Below are 14,473 nucleotides of genomic sequence, written 5' to 3'. Positions count from 1 at the left end.
TAAAAACTTGCCATATGACAAGAAATACTATTGAATGATTTCTTTTCTAATTCTACTTAGTGAAGTGTCGGTAATTCCTAAAAAAGAAGCAATGTGTTTTAAGGAAGCTTTTTGAATAATTTCTGAAGAGTTCTCTACCAAATCTTGATATCGTTCTTTGGCCGTTTCAGTAATCATAGCCAAGCTCCTTTGTTTAAACTCAAAAAAGTTTTTTGATAAATGAGCTCTTCCCCATTCTCTATACTTTTCTGAAAAATTAAAATGTTCTTGAAATGTATCAAAGTCTTTAGCCCACAACTCAGCATCTTCCATTACTTGTATATACTCTTTGGTGGGAGTTCTTAAGAAAAAAGAAGTTTCTTCCAAAACAATGGCTCCCTTACCATAAAAGTTAGTAGTTACTTCATTTCCTTTTACATCTATAACAAACGAACGTAAAAATCCTTTTTCTACTAAATAATAATGATTGACTACCTTTCCTGAATTGATTAAGAAATCGCCCTTTTTTACTTTAATAAGCTGATATCCTGAAAAAATTACTTGTTGCTCCTCTTTAGATAATAACAAATCTTTAAACTCATGAGTAAGCACAGTAACTGGTTCCATTAATGTAAAATTTTAAATAACAACTCTTTTAAAATATCAGCATGCGATTGGTTAGCTCCTACTCCTTTACTCTTTACATCTGCCTCTCTTAATAAGGCTATGATTTGTGATACTTTACGCATTGGGTAATTACGAGCTGCTGAGCTATAATCGTCAACAAAATAAGGATTAACTCCCAAGTTTTTTGCTACTGATGCTTTTGATTTGTCTTGCAATCCATGATACATTAATAACTGTGTAAAAAAACTATTTAATAATGAAATGGTCATTACCAATGGATTGTTCTTTGGATTCTGTGCAAAGTAGTTGATTATTCTATTCGCTTTTACTACATCTTTTTGCCCTACTGCTTTTCTTAACTCGAAATTATTGAAGTCTTTTGAAATTCCTATATTCTCTTCAATATGCTTATCGGTTATAATTGTTTCTTTAGGTAAAACAGAGATTAATTTATCTAACTCATTAGATATTTTACTCAAATCAGTTCCTAAAAACTCCACCAACATTTGAGAAGCTTTTGGTTCTATATTGTACTTCTTCCCCCCTAAAACCTTACGAATCCAATCAGCTACTTGATTTTCATACAGTTTTTTGCTTTCATATATCAATCCATTTTTAGCAATGGTTTTATATGATTTCTTACGCTTGTCTAGCTTCTTGTATTTATAGTTAAATACCAATACTGTTGTAGGTTGTGGATTCGCCGCATAAGCTTCAATCTTATCTATTGTACGACTTAAATCTTGCGCTTCTTTTACTATAATTACTTGACGTTCTGCCATCATTGGAAAACGCTTTGCTGAAGAAACAATTTCTTCCATAGAAACGTCTCTTCCATACATCACTACTTGGTTAAATCCTTTTTCAGATTCTTCAAGTACGTTTTCTTCTATATAATCAGAAATTTTATCAATATAATAAGGTTCTTCTCCCATTAAAAAGTAAATAGGCTTTAGGTTTCCTTCTTTTATATCAGATATGATGGATTTTATTTCGTTCATTTTCTTACTTTTGATTTATGCAAAAGCTCAATCTTCCTAGCTATACATTCAAGACCAAAAGTAACGAAAATAAGATGCTTATTTTCGATAATTTGAGAAAAAAATATGTGGTATTAACTCCCGAAGAATGGGTGCGTCAACATTTTGTTGAGTACTTGGTTAGGGAAAAAAACTACCCTGTTTCTTTAATAGCTATTGAAAAACAGCTTACTATAAATAATAGAAAGAAAAGAACTGATATTTTAATCTTTAATTCTAACGGTAAACCAAACATTATTGTTGAATGTAAAGCGCCTTCTGTTAAAATAACACAAGATACTTTTGACCAAATAGCTCGATACAATCTTAAGCTAGATGCCGATTATCTTGTTATAACCAATGGTTTAGAACATTATTATTGTAGTTTAGATAAAGAAAACGAAACTTATGTGTTTTTAAGGGATATTCCTTCTTATAATTAACAAATTATTGCATCACTTAATCACTTTAAAAGTGTATTTTTGCCGTCTTGAAAACTGCAATCGTCATATTAAATTGGAACGGTAAAAAATTGTTAGAACAGTTTTTACCATCAGTCGTAAATTTTAGCTCTAATGAAGCCGAAGTTTATGTTGCTGACAATGCCTCTACTGATGACTCTATTACTTTTGTAAAAGAACATTATCCTAGTGTTAAAATTGTTAAAAACAAAGAGAATGGCGGATACGCTAAAGGGTATAATGACGCTTTACAACATATAGATGCTGATATTTATTGTTTGCTAAACTCTGACATTGAAGTTACCGAAAATTGGTTAACTCCTGTTTTAAAAACTTTTAAAGAAGAGGAAAACACTGCTATTATTCAACCTAAGCTATTAGATTTTAAAGACAAAACTAAATTCGAATACGCTGGTGCTGGTGGTGGTTTTATTGATTTATATGGTTATCCTTATTGCCGTGGTAGAATTTTCAACCATTTAGAAATCGATAACGGTCAGTTCAACGATACGGCTTCTATTTTTTGGGCTTCTGGTGCTTGCTTATTTATACGTTCTGAAGTATACCATCAATTACATGGTTTTGATGAAGACTATTTTGCTCATCAAGAAGAAATTGACTTATGTTGGCGTGCTCAAAACGAAGGCTATACTATTAAATATGTAGGAAGTTCTACAGTGTATCATGTTGGTGGAGCTACTTTACAAGAAAGTAACCCTCATAAAACTTTTTTAAACTTTAGAAACAGTTTACTTAACATTGTTAAAAATGTACCTAAACAATGGTTTTTGTTTGTCGTTTTTTCTCGTTTAATTTTAGATGGTGTTGCTGGGCTAAAATTTATGCTTGAATTAAGACCTATACATACATGGGCTATTTTAAAAGCTCACTTTAGCTTTTACAAGAACTTTTTTAAGTTTTTAAGTAAACGTAAAACACTTCAGAAAAAGTCTAATTATAACTTACATACCTCGATTGTTTGGCAATACTTTGGTTTAAGAAGAAAGAAATTTGAAAACCTACGTTAGGTTTATTCTAATATTTTATTTCCTTCTAAGTTAGATAGTCTAAAATCCTTAACTTCTCCTACTCCTTTAAACCTAAAACGAATTCCCACAATTGTTCCTATAGACTCTTTGTAAGCTTTTGTATACACTTGAGTACTATCAATAAAAACACTTACTTTTTTATTTTGATTCAGTACCTTAATTTTTCTGAAATCTGATAAATCTGTGCCTAATGCAGATAAGTCGTTCTTTTTACCTTCCAAGTACACATCACTCAACATTAAATTCATTTCTGAAGCACAGCCTGTAATTGAAAACGGAATTAAAAAAGCGCTTTTTGTACCGATAATAATCAGGGTTGTTTTCTGACAAACGCCCCATTTTTCATTAAATGTACTTTTAATTTTACTCTCCAATTGAAAGTTATCTCCAGAGAAATCTCCTAAGTCATCTACAAAGTGAAAAGTAGAATTTATTGGTTTTTCATTGCTACTAATTTCATCAAACACCTCTTTTGAAAAGGCTAATGTATTTTTGACTTTTACTTGCTCTTGCTCAAAATACTTTGGTATAGGCTCATAATCTATGGTTCCCATCCAACCTTTTGTTTTTATAAATAAATCGTGCTCTCTAACAATTTCATTATCTATTAACAACTTAGCTCTAAAATACCCCGGATAATAGTATTGTCCCGTAGCTTGTGTTTGTTCTTTATTAATTTCTATTGTTTTAGAAGTGTCCCAATATTGTTGAATTAAAATATTATTAGAAGTGACTCCTTCTAAATTAAAATCGAAAATTACTGAATTAGGTAAACCTTCAACAATAGGTTTACTTTTAAAAGAGATTTTAGAATAATCTTTAGCTTTTGCACTTTTATTATTTGACATAGCTAGTATTGATACAAACAATACGGCAATAATAAATGCTGAAAACATAATAACTCGAAAGTTAGCAGAAACTGTTTTTTGGTAAAAGGTAAGTTTTGATTCTTTTTTAGTATTCTTAAAGTCTCTCCAATTTCTATAACCTGCAAATTGAGCCAAAGCATTTAGCGTACTAATACTTGGAGTGCTCTTATAATTAACTCTTCCCCAAACTCTTTTTAAGGTAGTGGCACTTAATAACACTTTTGTCTCTTCATGAATCTTTTCACTTAATTCTGTAAAAACATCATTATGCCATAATTTAGAGTCTCCCCAATTTAGCTTCTCTTCTATTAGGCTCAAGCACTTTTGTAATTCGGTATGTTCTTTAAAGGTATTCATTCACTACAAAAATCACCAAAAATCACCACTTGAACAACTATGAATGAACTTGAACACGTTTGTTTCTCTCTGAAAAATAACTTTTTAGACTTTTGAGTAAAAATTAAACACATTAATCATGAACTCAAGATTATTAGCCATTCTATTATTCGTTACCTACTTTGGATATTCTCAAAATCACATTCCTTTAGACACTATTAATTGGGATATCAAAGCGAAATCTTATATTATTGAAAACTACAAAGGCAAAGATGCTATTTACTTACAAGCTGGGTCTATAACTCTAAAAGATAAAACCTTCTTAAATGGAACTATAGAGTTTGACATTTTTTTAAAAGAGGAACCTGCTTTTCCAGGTGTTTATTTTAGAACTACCAAAAGCTTAGATTCAGAACAATGGTATATGAGACCACATTTATCTGGAAAACCAGATGCAAATCAAGCTGCTCCAACTACAAAAGGAATTAGTCCTTGGCAATTGTACTTTGGTAAAAAGTATTCATTTCCTCATAAATATAAATTTGACGATTGGACACATGTTAAACTTGTAGTAAATGATAACAAAGCACAAGTGTATTTAGACTATTCTGACAAACCCAACCTATCTTGGAACTTGTTTAACCCAACTCAAGAAGGAGGAATTAGTTTTAGGGGTGGAAATTCAAGTGGTTTGCATTTGGCTAATATTAAAATAACTCCTAATAAATCTGAGATTATCGATTTTTCACCATTAGATAGAAAACCTATTAAAAATCTTGTTTCTAAATGGAAAGTATCTAATAAGTTTGAAGAAAAACAGCTTGATAACTTAAACAACTTTAAATCACTTTTAAATTCTAGAAAATGGATTGGTACTACTGAAATCGAGGAAGGTACTGCTGCTAATATTTCTAGAGTAGTTCAACTAAGAAACGGAAAACCAGGTAATACTGTTTTTGCTAAAATTGACATTCATTCTGATAAAGTTCAAACTAAAATTTTCGAATTTGGCTATAGTGATCGTGTTGTAGCTTTTCTGAATGGAAAACCTATATACAGAGGAACTAATAGATGGAGATCCAGAGATTACAGATATTTAGGAACTGTAGGACTTTTTGATGCTATTTACTTGCCTCTTAAAAAAGGAAAAAACACGTTAGTTATGGCTGTTTCTGAAGACTTTGGTGGCTGGTTAATTACCGGGCGATTTAAAGATGGTAAGCTCGTTAAGGTTATTGAGTAATAGAATTCTCGTCTTTAGGCTAAGCCTTCTTCATCTTTATAGATATAATAAAGTAAAAAGAATACCGAAATACCTCCAAATGTATGCCATAGCCAATGAGTTCCCATAGGTAATATGATAGCTAGGTTATCTAAAGTTCTAAAAAACACTGCTATCAAAAATATAACACATGCCAATATCATTAGTTTCGCGTGTTTCCAATGAGTTAAATATAAATACCAAAAAATTGGACCTACTAGTGATATGGCTGTGATTAAATAATTTACTGACGAGTCATACTCTTCAGGAATTGGTAACATCCTTGGTAAAATGGATAATACTATTATTGAAGTAATAATTAATAATCGGGATTTCCATCCTTTCTTTACTTTAAAGATAAAAAAGACTACTCCCATTAAGCTTAATAACATAATAGGAATCCAATCTAACATAATCCAAAACTCATGGCTTCTAGTTGCATGATAGACAGTTCCTCCTACCCAACTTATAAAAATAATGGGCAAACAGCTTAGTAAAAACAAGTGTTGCTTTTTACTTTCATATATTTTCTTACCTAAATAATATATGATTGCTAAAAAAATTAGGTTGCTAAACGTATTGAAAGGTTCAACAGGCATTCTGCCTGCTATTGTTTCTTGGTAAATTGGGCCGCTATCATTTGGAAATTGCTCTAGTAAACAGTAAAGTATCGTCATAAATAAACATCATCTATCTCATTTACAACAAGATAAGAAAATAATCGTTTATTTACAAAATGTCTAAACTTCCTTTTCCTTCACGAATAACCTCTGGTTCACTGGTAGTTAAGTCAATAACAGTAGATGCATAATTATCTCCATAACCTCCATCAACTACTACGTCTACTATGTTTTGCCATTTTTCATAAATCAATTCAGGATCTGTAGTATATTCTAATACTTCATCCTCATCATGAATAGATGTTGATACAATAGGATTTCCTAAAGCTTCAACAATGGCTCTTGCTATGTTGTTATCTGGAACACGAATACCTACTGTTTTTCTTTTCTTAAAAACCTTTGGCAAAGAATTACTTCCAGGCAATACAAAGGTATAAGGTCCTGGTAAAGCTCTTTTTAAAATTTTATAGGTTGGTGTATCTATTTGTTTTACATAATCTGATAAATGACTCAAATCATTACAAACAAATGAAAAATTTGCTTTTTCTAATTTAACACCTTTAATTTTTGCAACTTTTTCTAGTGCTTTTGTATTGGTAATATCGCAACCCAATCCATAAACAGTATCTGTTGGATAAATTACCAAGCCTCCTTTTTGTAGTACATCTACAACTTTTTCTATTTGTTTTGGACTTGGGTTATCGCTATATAGTTTTATGAATTGTGCCATATTTTTTAATAATTATCAAAATCGAAATCATCTAAACTTTCAAAATCATTAAACTCGTCGTCTAAATCTTTTGTCAAATCATCCGCTTTAAATTCTTTATCTGGTGCTTCTGCTGGTACTTCTCCTACCGACAAAATTGTTTTTGCTTCATTAACCACTTCATTAGACTGTTCTATTACTTCAACATAGAAAGTCCACATTTGTAAAAAATCATAAACATAAATTAGCTTATCATTATTTCTTGGTAATTCCTCTTTTAAAACACAAGTAGCCATTGACAGTCCTTCTCCAGCTTCAGCCATGTTAAATAATGGAATTTCTTCTCCTTGGTTCCAACCTTCATCTGTACGGTAAAAAGAGGCCATTTCCTGACCATCAAAACCAAATGATTTTGATATTTCAAAATGTAAATCTTCTAACGATTTTCCTTCGTTAACTGTTAAGGTTCTGATTACATCTTCTTCTGTATCTAAAATTACGCGTACTTTATACATTCTATCATTTTTAGTAGCCACAAAAATACGTATTTTTGAATGATAATTTTAGTAAAATGAATAAGCAAGAATCTCTAAATATACTTAATAGCTACAATAAGAACACCTTAATGGAAACTTTAGCTATTGAATTTATTAATTTTGGTGATGATTTTATTACCGCTAAGATGCCTGTAAACCCAAAAGTTCATCAACCTTATGGATTATTGCACGGAGGAGCCACTGCTGCTTTAGCTGAAACTGTTGGTAGTTCTGCTTCTGCTTTTTTCTTAAAAGATCCTAATAAAATAGTAAAAGGAATTGAACTAAGTATTAATCATTTAAAAAGTAAAAAGACAGGAACTGTTTTTGCCACTGCGAAGGCTATTCATAAAGGAAAAACTACTCATTTATGGGAAGTTAGAGTGGTAGATGAAGAAGATACTTTAATTTCTTTATGTAAAATAACCAACATTGTTTTAGATAAAAAGTAAATGACATTATTAAAAAAAATATTAAAAATTATGGGAGCTATTCTTTTTGTAGCTCTTTTAGTTCTTTACTATTTATTTTCAAGTTTTACAGCTCCTAAGTCTGATGAAGAAGTTACAGACAGTTTTAAAAACAGTAATGTAAAGCCTGTTATTTCTTACGATACATTTAAAAACTATAAATTCCGAAAACTAACTATACAAAAAGATACTACTTTACCTACACTTGTATTTGTTCATGGAACTATTGGTTCATCTACCGATTTTATTGAGTATATGAAAGATAGCTTACTGTTAAGTAAAGTAAATATGATTTCATACGATAGAATTGGATATAACTACAAAGATGTAAATCCTGTACAAGAAAGTATTGCTTTTGAACGCGATATGCTACAATATATTATTCAGGGCTTAGATCATCAAAAAACAATATTAGTTGGTTACTCGTATGGTGGACCAATTGCTTTAGCTATTAAAGAAAAAATTAATAAAACAATTTTATTAGCTCCAGCCGTTTACAGTAAAGTAGAGCCAATGCCTTGGGCTGTTAATTTATATAAATCGAAATTGACTAGATGGCTAGTTCCTGATATATGGAAAGAAGCTTCTAAAGAAAAAATGTCTCATCAAAAAGATTTACAAAAGTTTGAAAACAATTGGAAATCTTCTCCTAATAAAGTTATAAGTATTCATGGATCTAACGATTGGATTGTTCCTTATGAAAACTCAACTTTTTTAGAACAACAGTTCCCCAAAGAACAATTTAAATTAATTTCTATTAAAGATGCTGGACATGGATTTATTTGGAGCAACTTTAATGAAATTAAACAACAACTACTAAATCAAATAGATTGAATATATTCTCAGCAACAAAAAAAGCATTAGAAAACAGGCTTCCTTTTGTTATTTATAGAAAATCAGGTACTACAATACTAAAAGCTTGGTTTCAAAAAAACGATACTTTATACACTTCTGAAAATTACACAGAGAGTGGATTTATTTTTGCTCCTTTTGACAATAACAACTCTGCTATTTTAATTCCTGAAACAGAATCGTCTTTTTTTCAAGAAGAAATAGATTTAGATATTAAAGTATCTCAGCAAAAAGAGTTTGATTCAAACAATTCTTCTAAAAAAGAACATCTTGAATTAGTTGAAAAAGGTGTAAAAGCTATTAGTGATAACTTGTTTAAAAAAGTTGTTTTATCTAGAAAAGAAGAAATTAAACTTGATTCTTTTAATGCTATTAAAACTTTTCAAAAACTTTTGGTAAACTATCCTAGTGCTTTTACTTATTTATGGTACCACCCTAAAGTTGGTATGTGGTTAGGTGCAACCCCTGAAACATTAGTTAAAATTGAAGGTGCTCAGTTCAAAACAATGTCACTAGCAGGAACACAAATTTTTAATGGAACTACTGATGTTACTTGGAAAACAAAAGAAATAGAAGAACAACAATTTGTAACTGACTATATAAATGATAGAGTTTCTAAGATTTCAAAGGATATTAAAATTTCAAAAACTGAAACTATTAAAGCAGGAAATTTATTACACTTACGTTCTGTTATCAGAGGAACTATAAACGCTGAAAACTCAACATTAATAAAAGCCTTACATCCTACTCCTGCTGTTTGTGGTTTACCTTTAGAACCTTCAAAAAAATTCATTTTAGATAATGAAAATTACAACCGAAGCTTTTATACAGGCTTTTTAGGTGAATTGAATTTAACCAACAATGACCAAAACACATCAGAACTCTTTGTAAACCTAAGATGCATGGAGATTAAAAATAATTCAGCATTTGTTTTTATTGGTGGTGGAATTACTTTAGATAGTAACCCAGAAAATGAATGGAAGGAAACAGTTGCTAAAACTTCAACTATGAGGAAAGTTTTATAAACTTACTTCCTTTTGTTAAAAATAAAAACCACCTATTGATGTTGATTTCAATGGTGGTTTTCGTGTGTAAATTGAATTTGAATTGATTTTTTTAAGCATTCAGTTAAAAGCATAAAATTTCTTTACGCTAAAAATTAAACGCTAAACAGTTTCTTCTGCTTAAATATCTTCGAAAGAAACGTCAGTAAAGCTTTCTGTAGATGCTTTTGCTTCTGCTACTTCTTCTTTTTTATAATCTTTCTGGTGACGCTCACTAATTACTTCAGAACCTTTTTCGTTTACGATAAAGTCAGTTGCTTTATTCAACATTTCTTTAAAGTCAGAAAAATCTTCTTTATATAAATAAATCTTGTGCTTTTGATAGTGGAAAGAACCATCATCATGAGTAAATTTCTTACTTTCAGTCACAGTTAAATAATAATCATCTGCTTTTGTAGACCTAACGTCAAAAAAGTACGTTCTTCTCCCTGCTCTTAAAACTTGTGAAAAAATTTCTTCTTGTTCTACTCTCTCGCTCATAATTCGTTTCTTAAATAATAGTTGTTTACTTAGAATTGCTCAACAAATCTAACAAAATATTTGACTTGACAATACGAAACACTACATTTCTTTTTCTAAAAGTTGTTGTTCGTATAATTCTTTATAATATCCTTCTTCTTCTATTAATTGATTATGAACACCTTGCTGAATTATGTTTCCTTCATCTAAAACTATAATTTTATCTGCATTCTTAGCTGATGAAACTCTGTGACTTATAATAATAGTAGTTTTATCGCTAGATATTCTTTCTAAGTTTGATAATATTTGTTCTTCTGTTTCAGTATCTACTGCCGATAAACAATCGTCAAAAATTAAAATCTTAGGATTTTTAATAATTGCTCTAGCTATCGAAGTACGCTGTTTTTGTCCTCCTGAAAGCGTTACTCCTCTTTCTCCTAAAATAGTTTTATAACCATCTTTAAAACCAATGATATTATCATGAATTACAGCGTTTTTGGCAGCTTTTACAATTTCTTCTTCAGAAGCATTTTCTTTACCAAACTTTATATTGTTTTCTATTGTATCTGAAAATAAAAATGGATCTTGAGGCACAAAACCAATTTGATTTCTAACATCGTTTAAATTACGAGTTTTGATATTCTCTCCATCAATTAACACTTCACCTTCTGTTACATCATATAAACGTGAAATCAGGTTTATTACCGTAGACTTTCCACTTCCCGTTTTTCCTAATATGGCTAATGTTTCTCCTTTATTAACAACAAAACTCACACCTTTTAATGCTGTAATATCTGTATCATCATAAATTAATGACACCTTCTTAAACTCTATTTCACCTTTTACTTCTGTAGGTTCTTCAACTTCATTTTCTATTTCAGGAACTTGTTCTAAAAATTCATTAATTCTTTGCTGCGAGGCCTCTGCTTGTTGTACCATAGAAGTTACCCAACCAACGACTGCAACTGGCCAAGTAAGAATATTCACATACATAACAAAAGCAGCAATAGCTCCTACTTGAATTTCTCCAGCGATGTATTGTTTACCTCCTATATATAGTACTATTATATTACTAATTCCAATTAACAATATCATTAGAGGAAAAAACAGGGCTTGAACTTTATACAAATCAATGTTCTTTTCTTTACTTTGATTTGCAATCTCATCAAATGAAGTAATCACTTCTTTTTCTATTCCATAGGATTTTACAACATTAATTCCTGAAAAAAACTCTTGATTAAATGTTGTTAACTTCGATAAATACTGTTGAACAACAGTACTTCTCTTATTAATTTGCTTACTTAAGATAAAAATTGATATCGATAACACAGGAAATGGAATCATCGTATAAAAAGTAAGCTTTGGCGAAATCGCATACATTTGAGTAAAACCAATGATAAAAGATATAATCATATTTAATGAATACATAATAGCCGGACCAAAATACATACGTACTTTAGATACATCTTCGCTAATACGGTTCATTAAATCACCTGTTCTATTCTTTTTATAAAAGTTAATCGATAGGTTTTGATATTGTTGATAGATTTCATTCTTTAAGTCAAACTCAATCATACGTGACATCACAATAATAGTCTGTCTCATTAGAAACGTAAAGAAACCTCCAAGAAGGGTTACTCCTACTATCAACAATATATTATTAAGTAATATAGTTTTAACTTCAGATAGCTCTGTTAGCTTACCTAATTGGTAATCTTCTACTATATTTAGAGAATCTCCAACAAAATCAGGAATTTTAAGAGTTAATATTTTGGATAATACTGTAATTAATACTCCTAAAAGTAACCTCCATTTATATTTTACAAAGTATTTATTAAGATATTGTAATGCTTTCAAATTTAAATTTATGTTTAAATAAAAAAATTAAACTAACAAATGCTTTTTGTTAATAATAACATAATTTAGTTCTCTTTTTTTGCTTATGTTTTGACGATTTCTTACTTTTGCACTCGAATTTTTGAGATTTATAAAACAGCCTCAAATTAAAAAACAACTAAAAATGACATCAGAAATCATTGATACTAAAGATCTTAAGAACGACCCAGTATTTGGTCAACTTTCTTTCGATAATCACGAGCAAATTGTTTTTTGCAACGACGAAGATACAGGATTAAAAGCAATAATTGGTATTCATAACACAACTTTAGGACCTGCTTTAGGAGGTACTAGAATGTGGCAATATAAAAGCGAGTGGGAAGCATTAAATGATGTTTTACGTTTATCTCGTGGGATGACATATAAATCGGCTATTACTGGATTAAATCTTGGTGGTGGTAAAGCTGTTATTATTGGGGACGCTAAGACTCAAAAGAACGATGCTTTAATGCGTAAGTTTGGTGAGTATGTAAATTCTTTAAGTGGAAAATACATTACTGCTGAAGATGTTGGAATGGAAACTCGCGATATGGATATTATTCGTGAAGTAACTCCACACGTAACTGGTGTTTCTGAAGCAATTGGTGGATCAGGAAACCCTTCTCCTGTTACTGCTTATGGAGTATACATGGGAATGAAAGCTGCTTCTAAATATAAGTTTGGTTCTGAAAACTTAGATGGTAAAAAAGTATTAGTACAAGGTGTTGGTCACGTTGGAGAAACTTTAGTAAAACATATTACTGATGAAGGTGCTCAAGTTATCTTAAATGACATTAACGAAGCTCGTTTAGAAGAGTTAAGTAAAAAGTACGGTGCAAACGTAGTATTAGGAAATGACATCTACGGCTTAGATATCGATATCTATGCTCCATGTGCTTTAGGTGCTACAGTAAATGATGAGAGTATTTCTCAATTAAAAGCTAAAGTTATTGCTGGTGCTGCTAACAACCAATTAGCAAACGAATTAAAACACGGTAAATTATTACAAGAAAAAGGAATTGCTTATGCTCCTGACTTCTTAATTAATGCTGGTGGAATTATTAATGTATATGCTGAAGTAGTTGGTTATGATAAAGCTGAAAGCTTAAAAAGAACTGAAAACATTTACAATACAACATTAGAGATTTTCAATTTAGCAGAAAAAGAAAATATCACTACACATCAAGCTGCTTTCAATATTGCACAATCAAGAATTGATGCACGTAAAAAAGAGCAAAATAGCTAGATAAAAAACAAAAAAGTTTTACTTTTGCAGAGCGTTAGAAACAATTTCTATCGCTCTTTTTTTTAAAGTTCTTTAAAATGATTAACAGAAGACACATTCGAGTTAAAGTAATGCAATCGGTTTATGCGATGCAGCAATCACACAGTGATGATTTGGTGAAGGAAGAAAAGTTTTTAAAACACAGCATACAAAAAATGTACGATTTGTATGTTTTAAACCTTCAGTTATTAGTAGAAGTACAAAAATTAGCTCGTAAAAGAATTGAACTTTCAAAAAAGAAAATACTTGCGACTAAAGAGGATTTAAATCCTAACGAAAAATTTATCAACAACAGACTTATTAATCTATTAAACGAAAGCGTTAGCTTAGAAGGTTATGTGGAATTAAATAAGCTTAACTATTGGGAGCTTGATGACGAGTATATCAAAATCCTTTTAGATGAACTTCAAAATAGCGACATGTATAAAAAATACATGAACACTATTGAAGATTCATATAACGTAGATAGAGCTTTTGTAATTGAGTTTTTTAGAGAAATAGTAGCTCCTAACGAAAAGTTAGCCGATTATTTTGAAGATAAAATGATTTCTTGGATCGATGATATTCCTTTTGTAAACACTTGGATTATTAAATCTTTAAACAAACAAAAACCTCAAAACCCTTTTATTTTAGGAAGTCTTTATAAAGACAATGAAGATAAATTGTTTGTATCTAATTTGTTTACAAAAACAATGCTTAATCAGCACAAATATGAAGAAGATATCATTGACAAAACTCCAAACTGGGAAGCAGATAGAATTGCCGATATTGATATGATTATTATTAAAATGGCTATCACTGAATTTTTGCATTTCCCTTCTATTCCAAGCAGAGTAAGTATTAACGAATATATTGAGTTAGCTAAGGATTACTCTACAAACAAAAGTGGATATTTCATAAACGGAGTTTTAGATAAATTAGCAAAAGACTATTTAGCCTCTGATAAGATGGTTAAAATAGGTAGAGGTTTGTTATAATTTATTATTTTTACAACAGAATAAA

At 30.2% G+C, this 14,473-nt stretch carries 16 protein-coding genes; 8 read left to right on the top strand and 8 right to left on the bottom strand.

From position 1 onward, the window contains the following. Nucleotides 1-27: 27 nt before the first annotated feature. Nucleotides 28-606 carry a Crp/Fnr family transcriptional regulator gene (locus tag Q0958_RS12095; protein WP_299123406.1) on the bottom strand — a complete coding sequence of 193 codons (579 nt, stop codon included), beginning with the start codon at nt 604-606 and terminating at the stop codon, nt 28-30. Continuing rightward, nucleotides 606-1,607, bottom strand: a complete 1,002-nt coding sequence (gene holA, locus Q0958_RS12090) for a DNA polymerase III subunit delta (protein ID WP_150899249.1) — start codon at nt 1,605-1,607, stop codon at nt 606-608. Before holA ends, Q0958_RS12095 begins: the two co-directional genes overlap by 1 nt. A gap of 17 nt (nt 1,608-1,624) precedes the next feature. On the opposite strand from holA, the gene Q0958_RS12085 reads away from it, so the two are divergent. Together Q0958_RS12085 and Q0958_RS12080 are read left to right on the top strand one after the other, a co-directional pair. Continuing rightward, a complete protein-coding gene (locus Q0958_RS12085; protein ID WP_299123403.1) occupies nt 1,625-2,068 on the top strand; it encodes a type I restriction enzyme HsdR N-terminal domain-containing protein in 444 nt (147 codons plus the stop codon). A gap of 47 nt (nt 2,069-2,115) precedes the next feature. Then, nucleotides 2,116-3,114, top strand: a complete 999-nt coding sequence (locus tag Q0958_RS12080) for a glycosyltransferase family 2 protein (protein ID WP_299123401.1) — start codon at nt 2,116-2,118, stop codon at nt 3,112-3,114. Nucleotides 3,115-3,116: 2 nt separating this feature from the next. On the opposite strand, the gene Q0958_RS12075 is transcribed toward Q0958_RS12080, so the two are convergent. After that, on the bottom strand, nt 3,117-4,361 hold the full coding sequence (locus tag Q0958_RS12075; protein ID WP_299123400.1) for a hypothetical protein: 1,245 nt from the start codon (nt 4,359-4,361) through the stop codon (nt 3,117-3,119). Between the two features lie 118 nt (nt 4,362-4,479). Here Q0958_RS12075 and Q0958_RS12070 point away from each other — a divergent pair, with 118 nt between their 5' ends. Next, nucleotides 4,480-5,583: a hypothetical protein gene (locus Q0958_RS12070; protein ID WP_299123399.1), complete on the top strand. Its 1,104-nt coding sequence runs from the start codon at nt 4,480-4,482 to the stop codon at nt 5,581-5,583. A gap of 14 nt (nt 5,584-5,597) precedes the next feature. On the opposite strand, the gene Q0958_RS12065 is transcribed toward Q0958_RS12070, so the two are convergent. The 3 genes from Q0958_RS12065 to Q0958_RS12055 are packed head-to-tail and all read right to left on the bottom strand — an operon-like array spanning nt 5,598 to nt 7,445. Continuing rightward, nucleotides 5,598-6,278, bottom strand: coding sequence for a ceramidase (locus Q0958_RS12065; protein WP_150899254.1), 681 nt, complete (start codon nt 6,276-6,278; stop codon nt 5,598-5,600). Nucleotides 6,279-6,330: 52 nt separating this feature from the next. Beyond that, a complete protein-coding gene (locus Q0958_RS12060; protein WP_150899255.1) occupies nt 6,331-6,951 on the bottom strand; it encodes an L-threonylcarbamoyladenylate synthase in 621 nt (206 codons plus the stop codon). Between the two features lie 5 nt (nt 6,952-6,956). Continuing rightward, complete coding sequence (locus tag Q0958_RS12055) at nt 6,957-7,445, bottom strand: hypothetical protein (protein WP_299123394.1); 489 nt, start codon at nt 7,443-7,445, stop codon at nt 6,957-6,959. Nucleotides 7,446-7,501: 56 nt separating this feature from the next. Here Q0958_RS12055 and Q0958_RS12050 point away from each other — a divergent pair, with 56 nt between their 5' ends. Genes Q0958_RS12050 through Q0958_RS12040 form a run of 3 tightly spaced genes read left to right on the top strand, consistent with a single transcriptional unit; the run spans nt 7,502 to nt 9,813 of the window. Further along, entirely contained in the window at nt 7,502-7,918 is a 417-nt protein-coding gene (locus Q0958_RS12050) for a PaaI family thioesterase (RefSeq protein WP_150899257.1), read from the top strand. Next, a complete protein-coding gene (locus Q0958_RS12045) occupies nt 7,919-8,770 on the top strand; it encodes an alpha/beta fold hydrolase (RefSeq protein WP_299123393.1) in 852 nt (283 codons plus the stop codon). Then, nucleotides 8,767-9,813 carry a chorismate-binding protein gene (locus Q0958_RS12040; protein ID WP_299123391.1) on the top strand — a complete coding sequence of 349 codons (1,047 nt, stop codon included), beginning with the start codon at nt 8,767-8,769 and terminating at the stop codon, nt 9,811-9,813. Before Q0958_RS12045 ends, Q0958_RS12040 begins: the two co-directional genes overlap by 4 nt. Before the next feature lie 159 nt (nt 9,814-9,972). Here the strand turns inward: Q0958_RS12040 and Q0958_RS12035 are convergent, their stop codons facing one another. Together Q0958_RS12035 and Q0958_RS12030 are read right to left on the bottom strand one after the other, a co-directional pair. After that, on the bottom strand, nt 9,973-10,332 hold the full coding sequence (locus tag Q0958_RS12035) for a PUR family DNA/RNA-binding protein (protein WP_150899260.1): 360 nt from the start codon (nt 10,330-10,332) through the stop codon (nt 9,973-9,975). 81 nt (nt 10,333-10,413) lie between these two features. Next, entirely contained in the window at nt 10,414-12,168 is a 1,755-nt protein-coding gene (locus Q0958_RS12030; RefSeq protein WP_299123388.1) for an ABC transporter ATP-binding protein, read from the bottom strand. Nucleotides 12,169-12,331: 163 nt separating this feature from the next. Between Q0958_RS12030 and Q0958_RS12025 the strand changes: the two genes are divergently transcribed. Continuing rightward, nucleotides 12,332-13,432, top strand: coding sequence for a Glu/Leu/Phe/Val dehydrogenase (locus Q0958_RS12025; protein ID WP_150899262.1), 1,101 nt, complete (start codon nt 12,332-12,334; stop codon nt 13,430-13,432). A 77-nt stretch (nt 13,433-13,509) separates the two neighbouring features. Continuing rightward, a complete protein-coding gene (gene nusB, locus Q0958_RS12020; RefSeq protein ID WP_299123386.1) occupies nt 13,510-14,448 on the top strand; it encodes a transcription antitermination factor NusB in 939 nt (312 codons plus the stop codon). Nucleotides 14,449-14,473: the final 25 nt, after the last annotated feature.

Source organism: uncultured Tenacibaculum sp. (assembly GCF_947499065.1).
Taxonomy (GTDB): domain Bacteria; phylum Bacteroidota; class Bacteroidia; order Flavobacteriales; family Flavobacteriaceae; genus Polaribacter.
Note: the sequence above shows the minus strand (reverse complement) of the source record. Positions and strands in the feature narration are given on the sequence as shown.

What these genes read in the sequence shown, in the direction of transcription:
- holA (WP_150899249.1), bottom strand. Translation starts at nt 1,607, where the DNA reads ATGAACGAAATAAAATCCATCATATCTGATATAAAAGAAGGAAACCTA.
- Q0958_RS12065 (WP_150899254.1), bottom strand. Translation starts at nt 6,278, where the DNA reads ATGACGATACTTTACTGTTTACTAGAGCAATTTCCAAATGATAGCGGC.
- Q0958_RS12070 (WP_299123399.1), top strand. Translation starts at nt 4,480, where the DNA reads ATGAACTCAAGATTATTAGCCATTCTATTATTCGTTACCTACTTTGGA.
- Q0958_RS12045 (WP_299123393.1), top strand. Translation starts at nt 7,919, where the DNA reads ATGACATTATTAAAAAAAATATTAAAAATTATGGGAGCTATTCTTTTT.
- Q0958_RS12035 (WP_150899260.1), bottom strand. Translation starts at nt 10,332, where the DNA reads ATGAGCGAGAGAGTAGAACAAGAAGAAATTTTTTCACAAGTTTTAAGA.
- Q0958_RS12050 (WP_150899257.1), top strand. Translation starts at nt 7,502, where the DNA reads ATGAATAAGCAAGAATCTCTAAATATACTTAATAGCTACAATAAGAAC.
- Q0958_RS12055 (WP_299123394.1), bottom strand. Translation starts at nt 7,445, where the DNA reads ATGTATAAAGTACGCGTAATTTTAGATACAGAAGAAGATGTAATCAGA.
- Q0958_RS12095 (WP_299123406.1), bottom strand. Translation starts at nt 606, where the DNA reads ATGGAACCAGTTACTGTGCTTACTCATGAGTTTAAAGATTTGTTATTA.
- Q0958_RS12075 (WP_299123400.1), bottom strand. Translation starts at nt 4,361, where the DNA reads ATGAATACCTTTAAAGAACATACCGAATTACAAAAGTGCTTGAGCCTA.
- Q0958_RS12025 (WP_150899262.1), top strand. Translation starts at nt 12,332, where the DNA reads ATGACATCAGAAATCATTGATACTAAAGATCTTAAGAACGACCCAGTA.
- Q0958_RS12060 (WP_150899255.1), bottom strand. Translation starts at nt 6,951, where the DNA reads ATGGCACAATTCATAAAACTATATAGCGATAACCCAAGTCCAAAACAA.
- nusB (WP_299123386.1), top strand. Translation starts at nt 13,510, where the DNA reads ATGATTAACAGAAGACACATTCGAGTTAAAGTAATGCAATCGGTTTAT.
- Q0958_RS12085 (WP_299123403.1), top strand. Translation starts at nt 1,625, where the DNA reads ATGCAAAAGCTCAATCTTCCTAGCTATACATTCAAGACCAAAAGTAAC.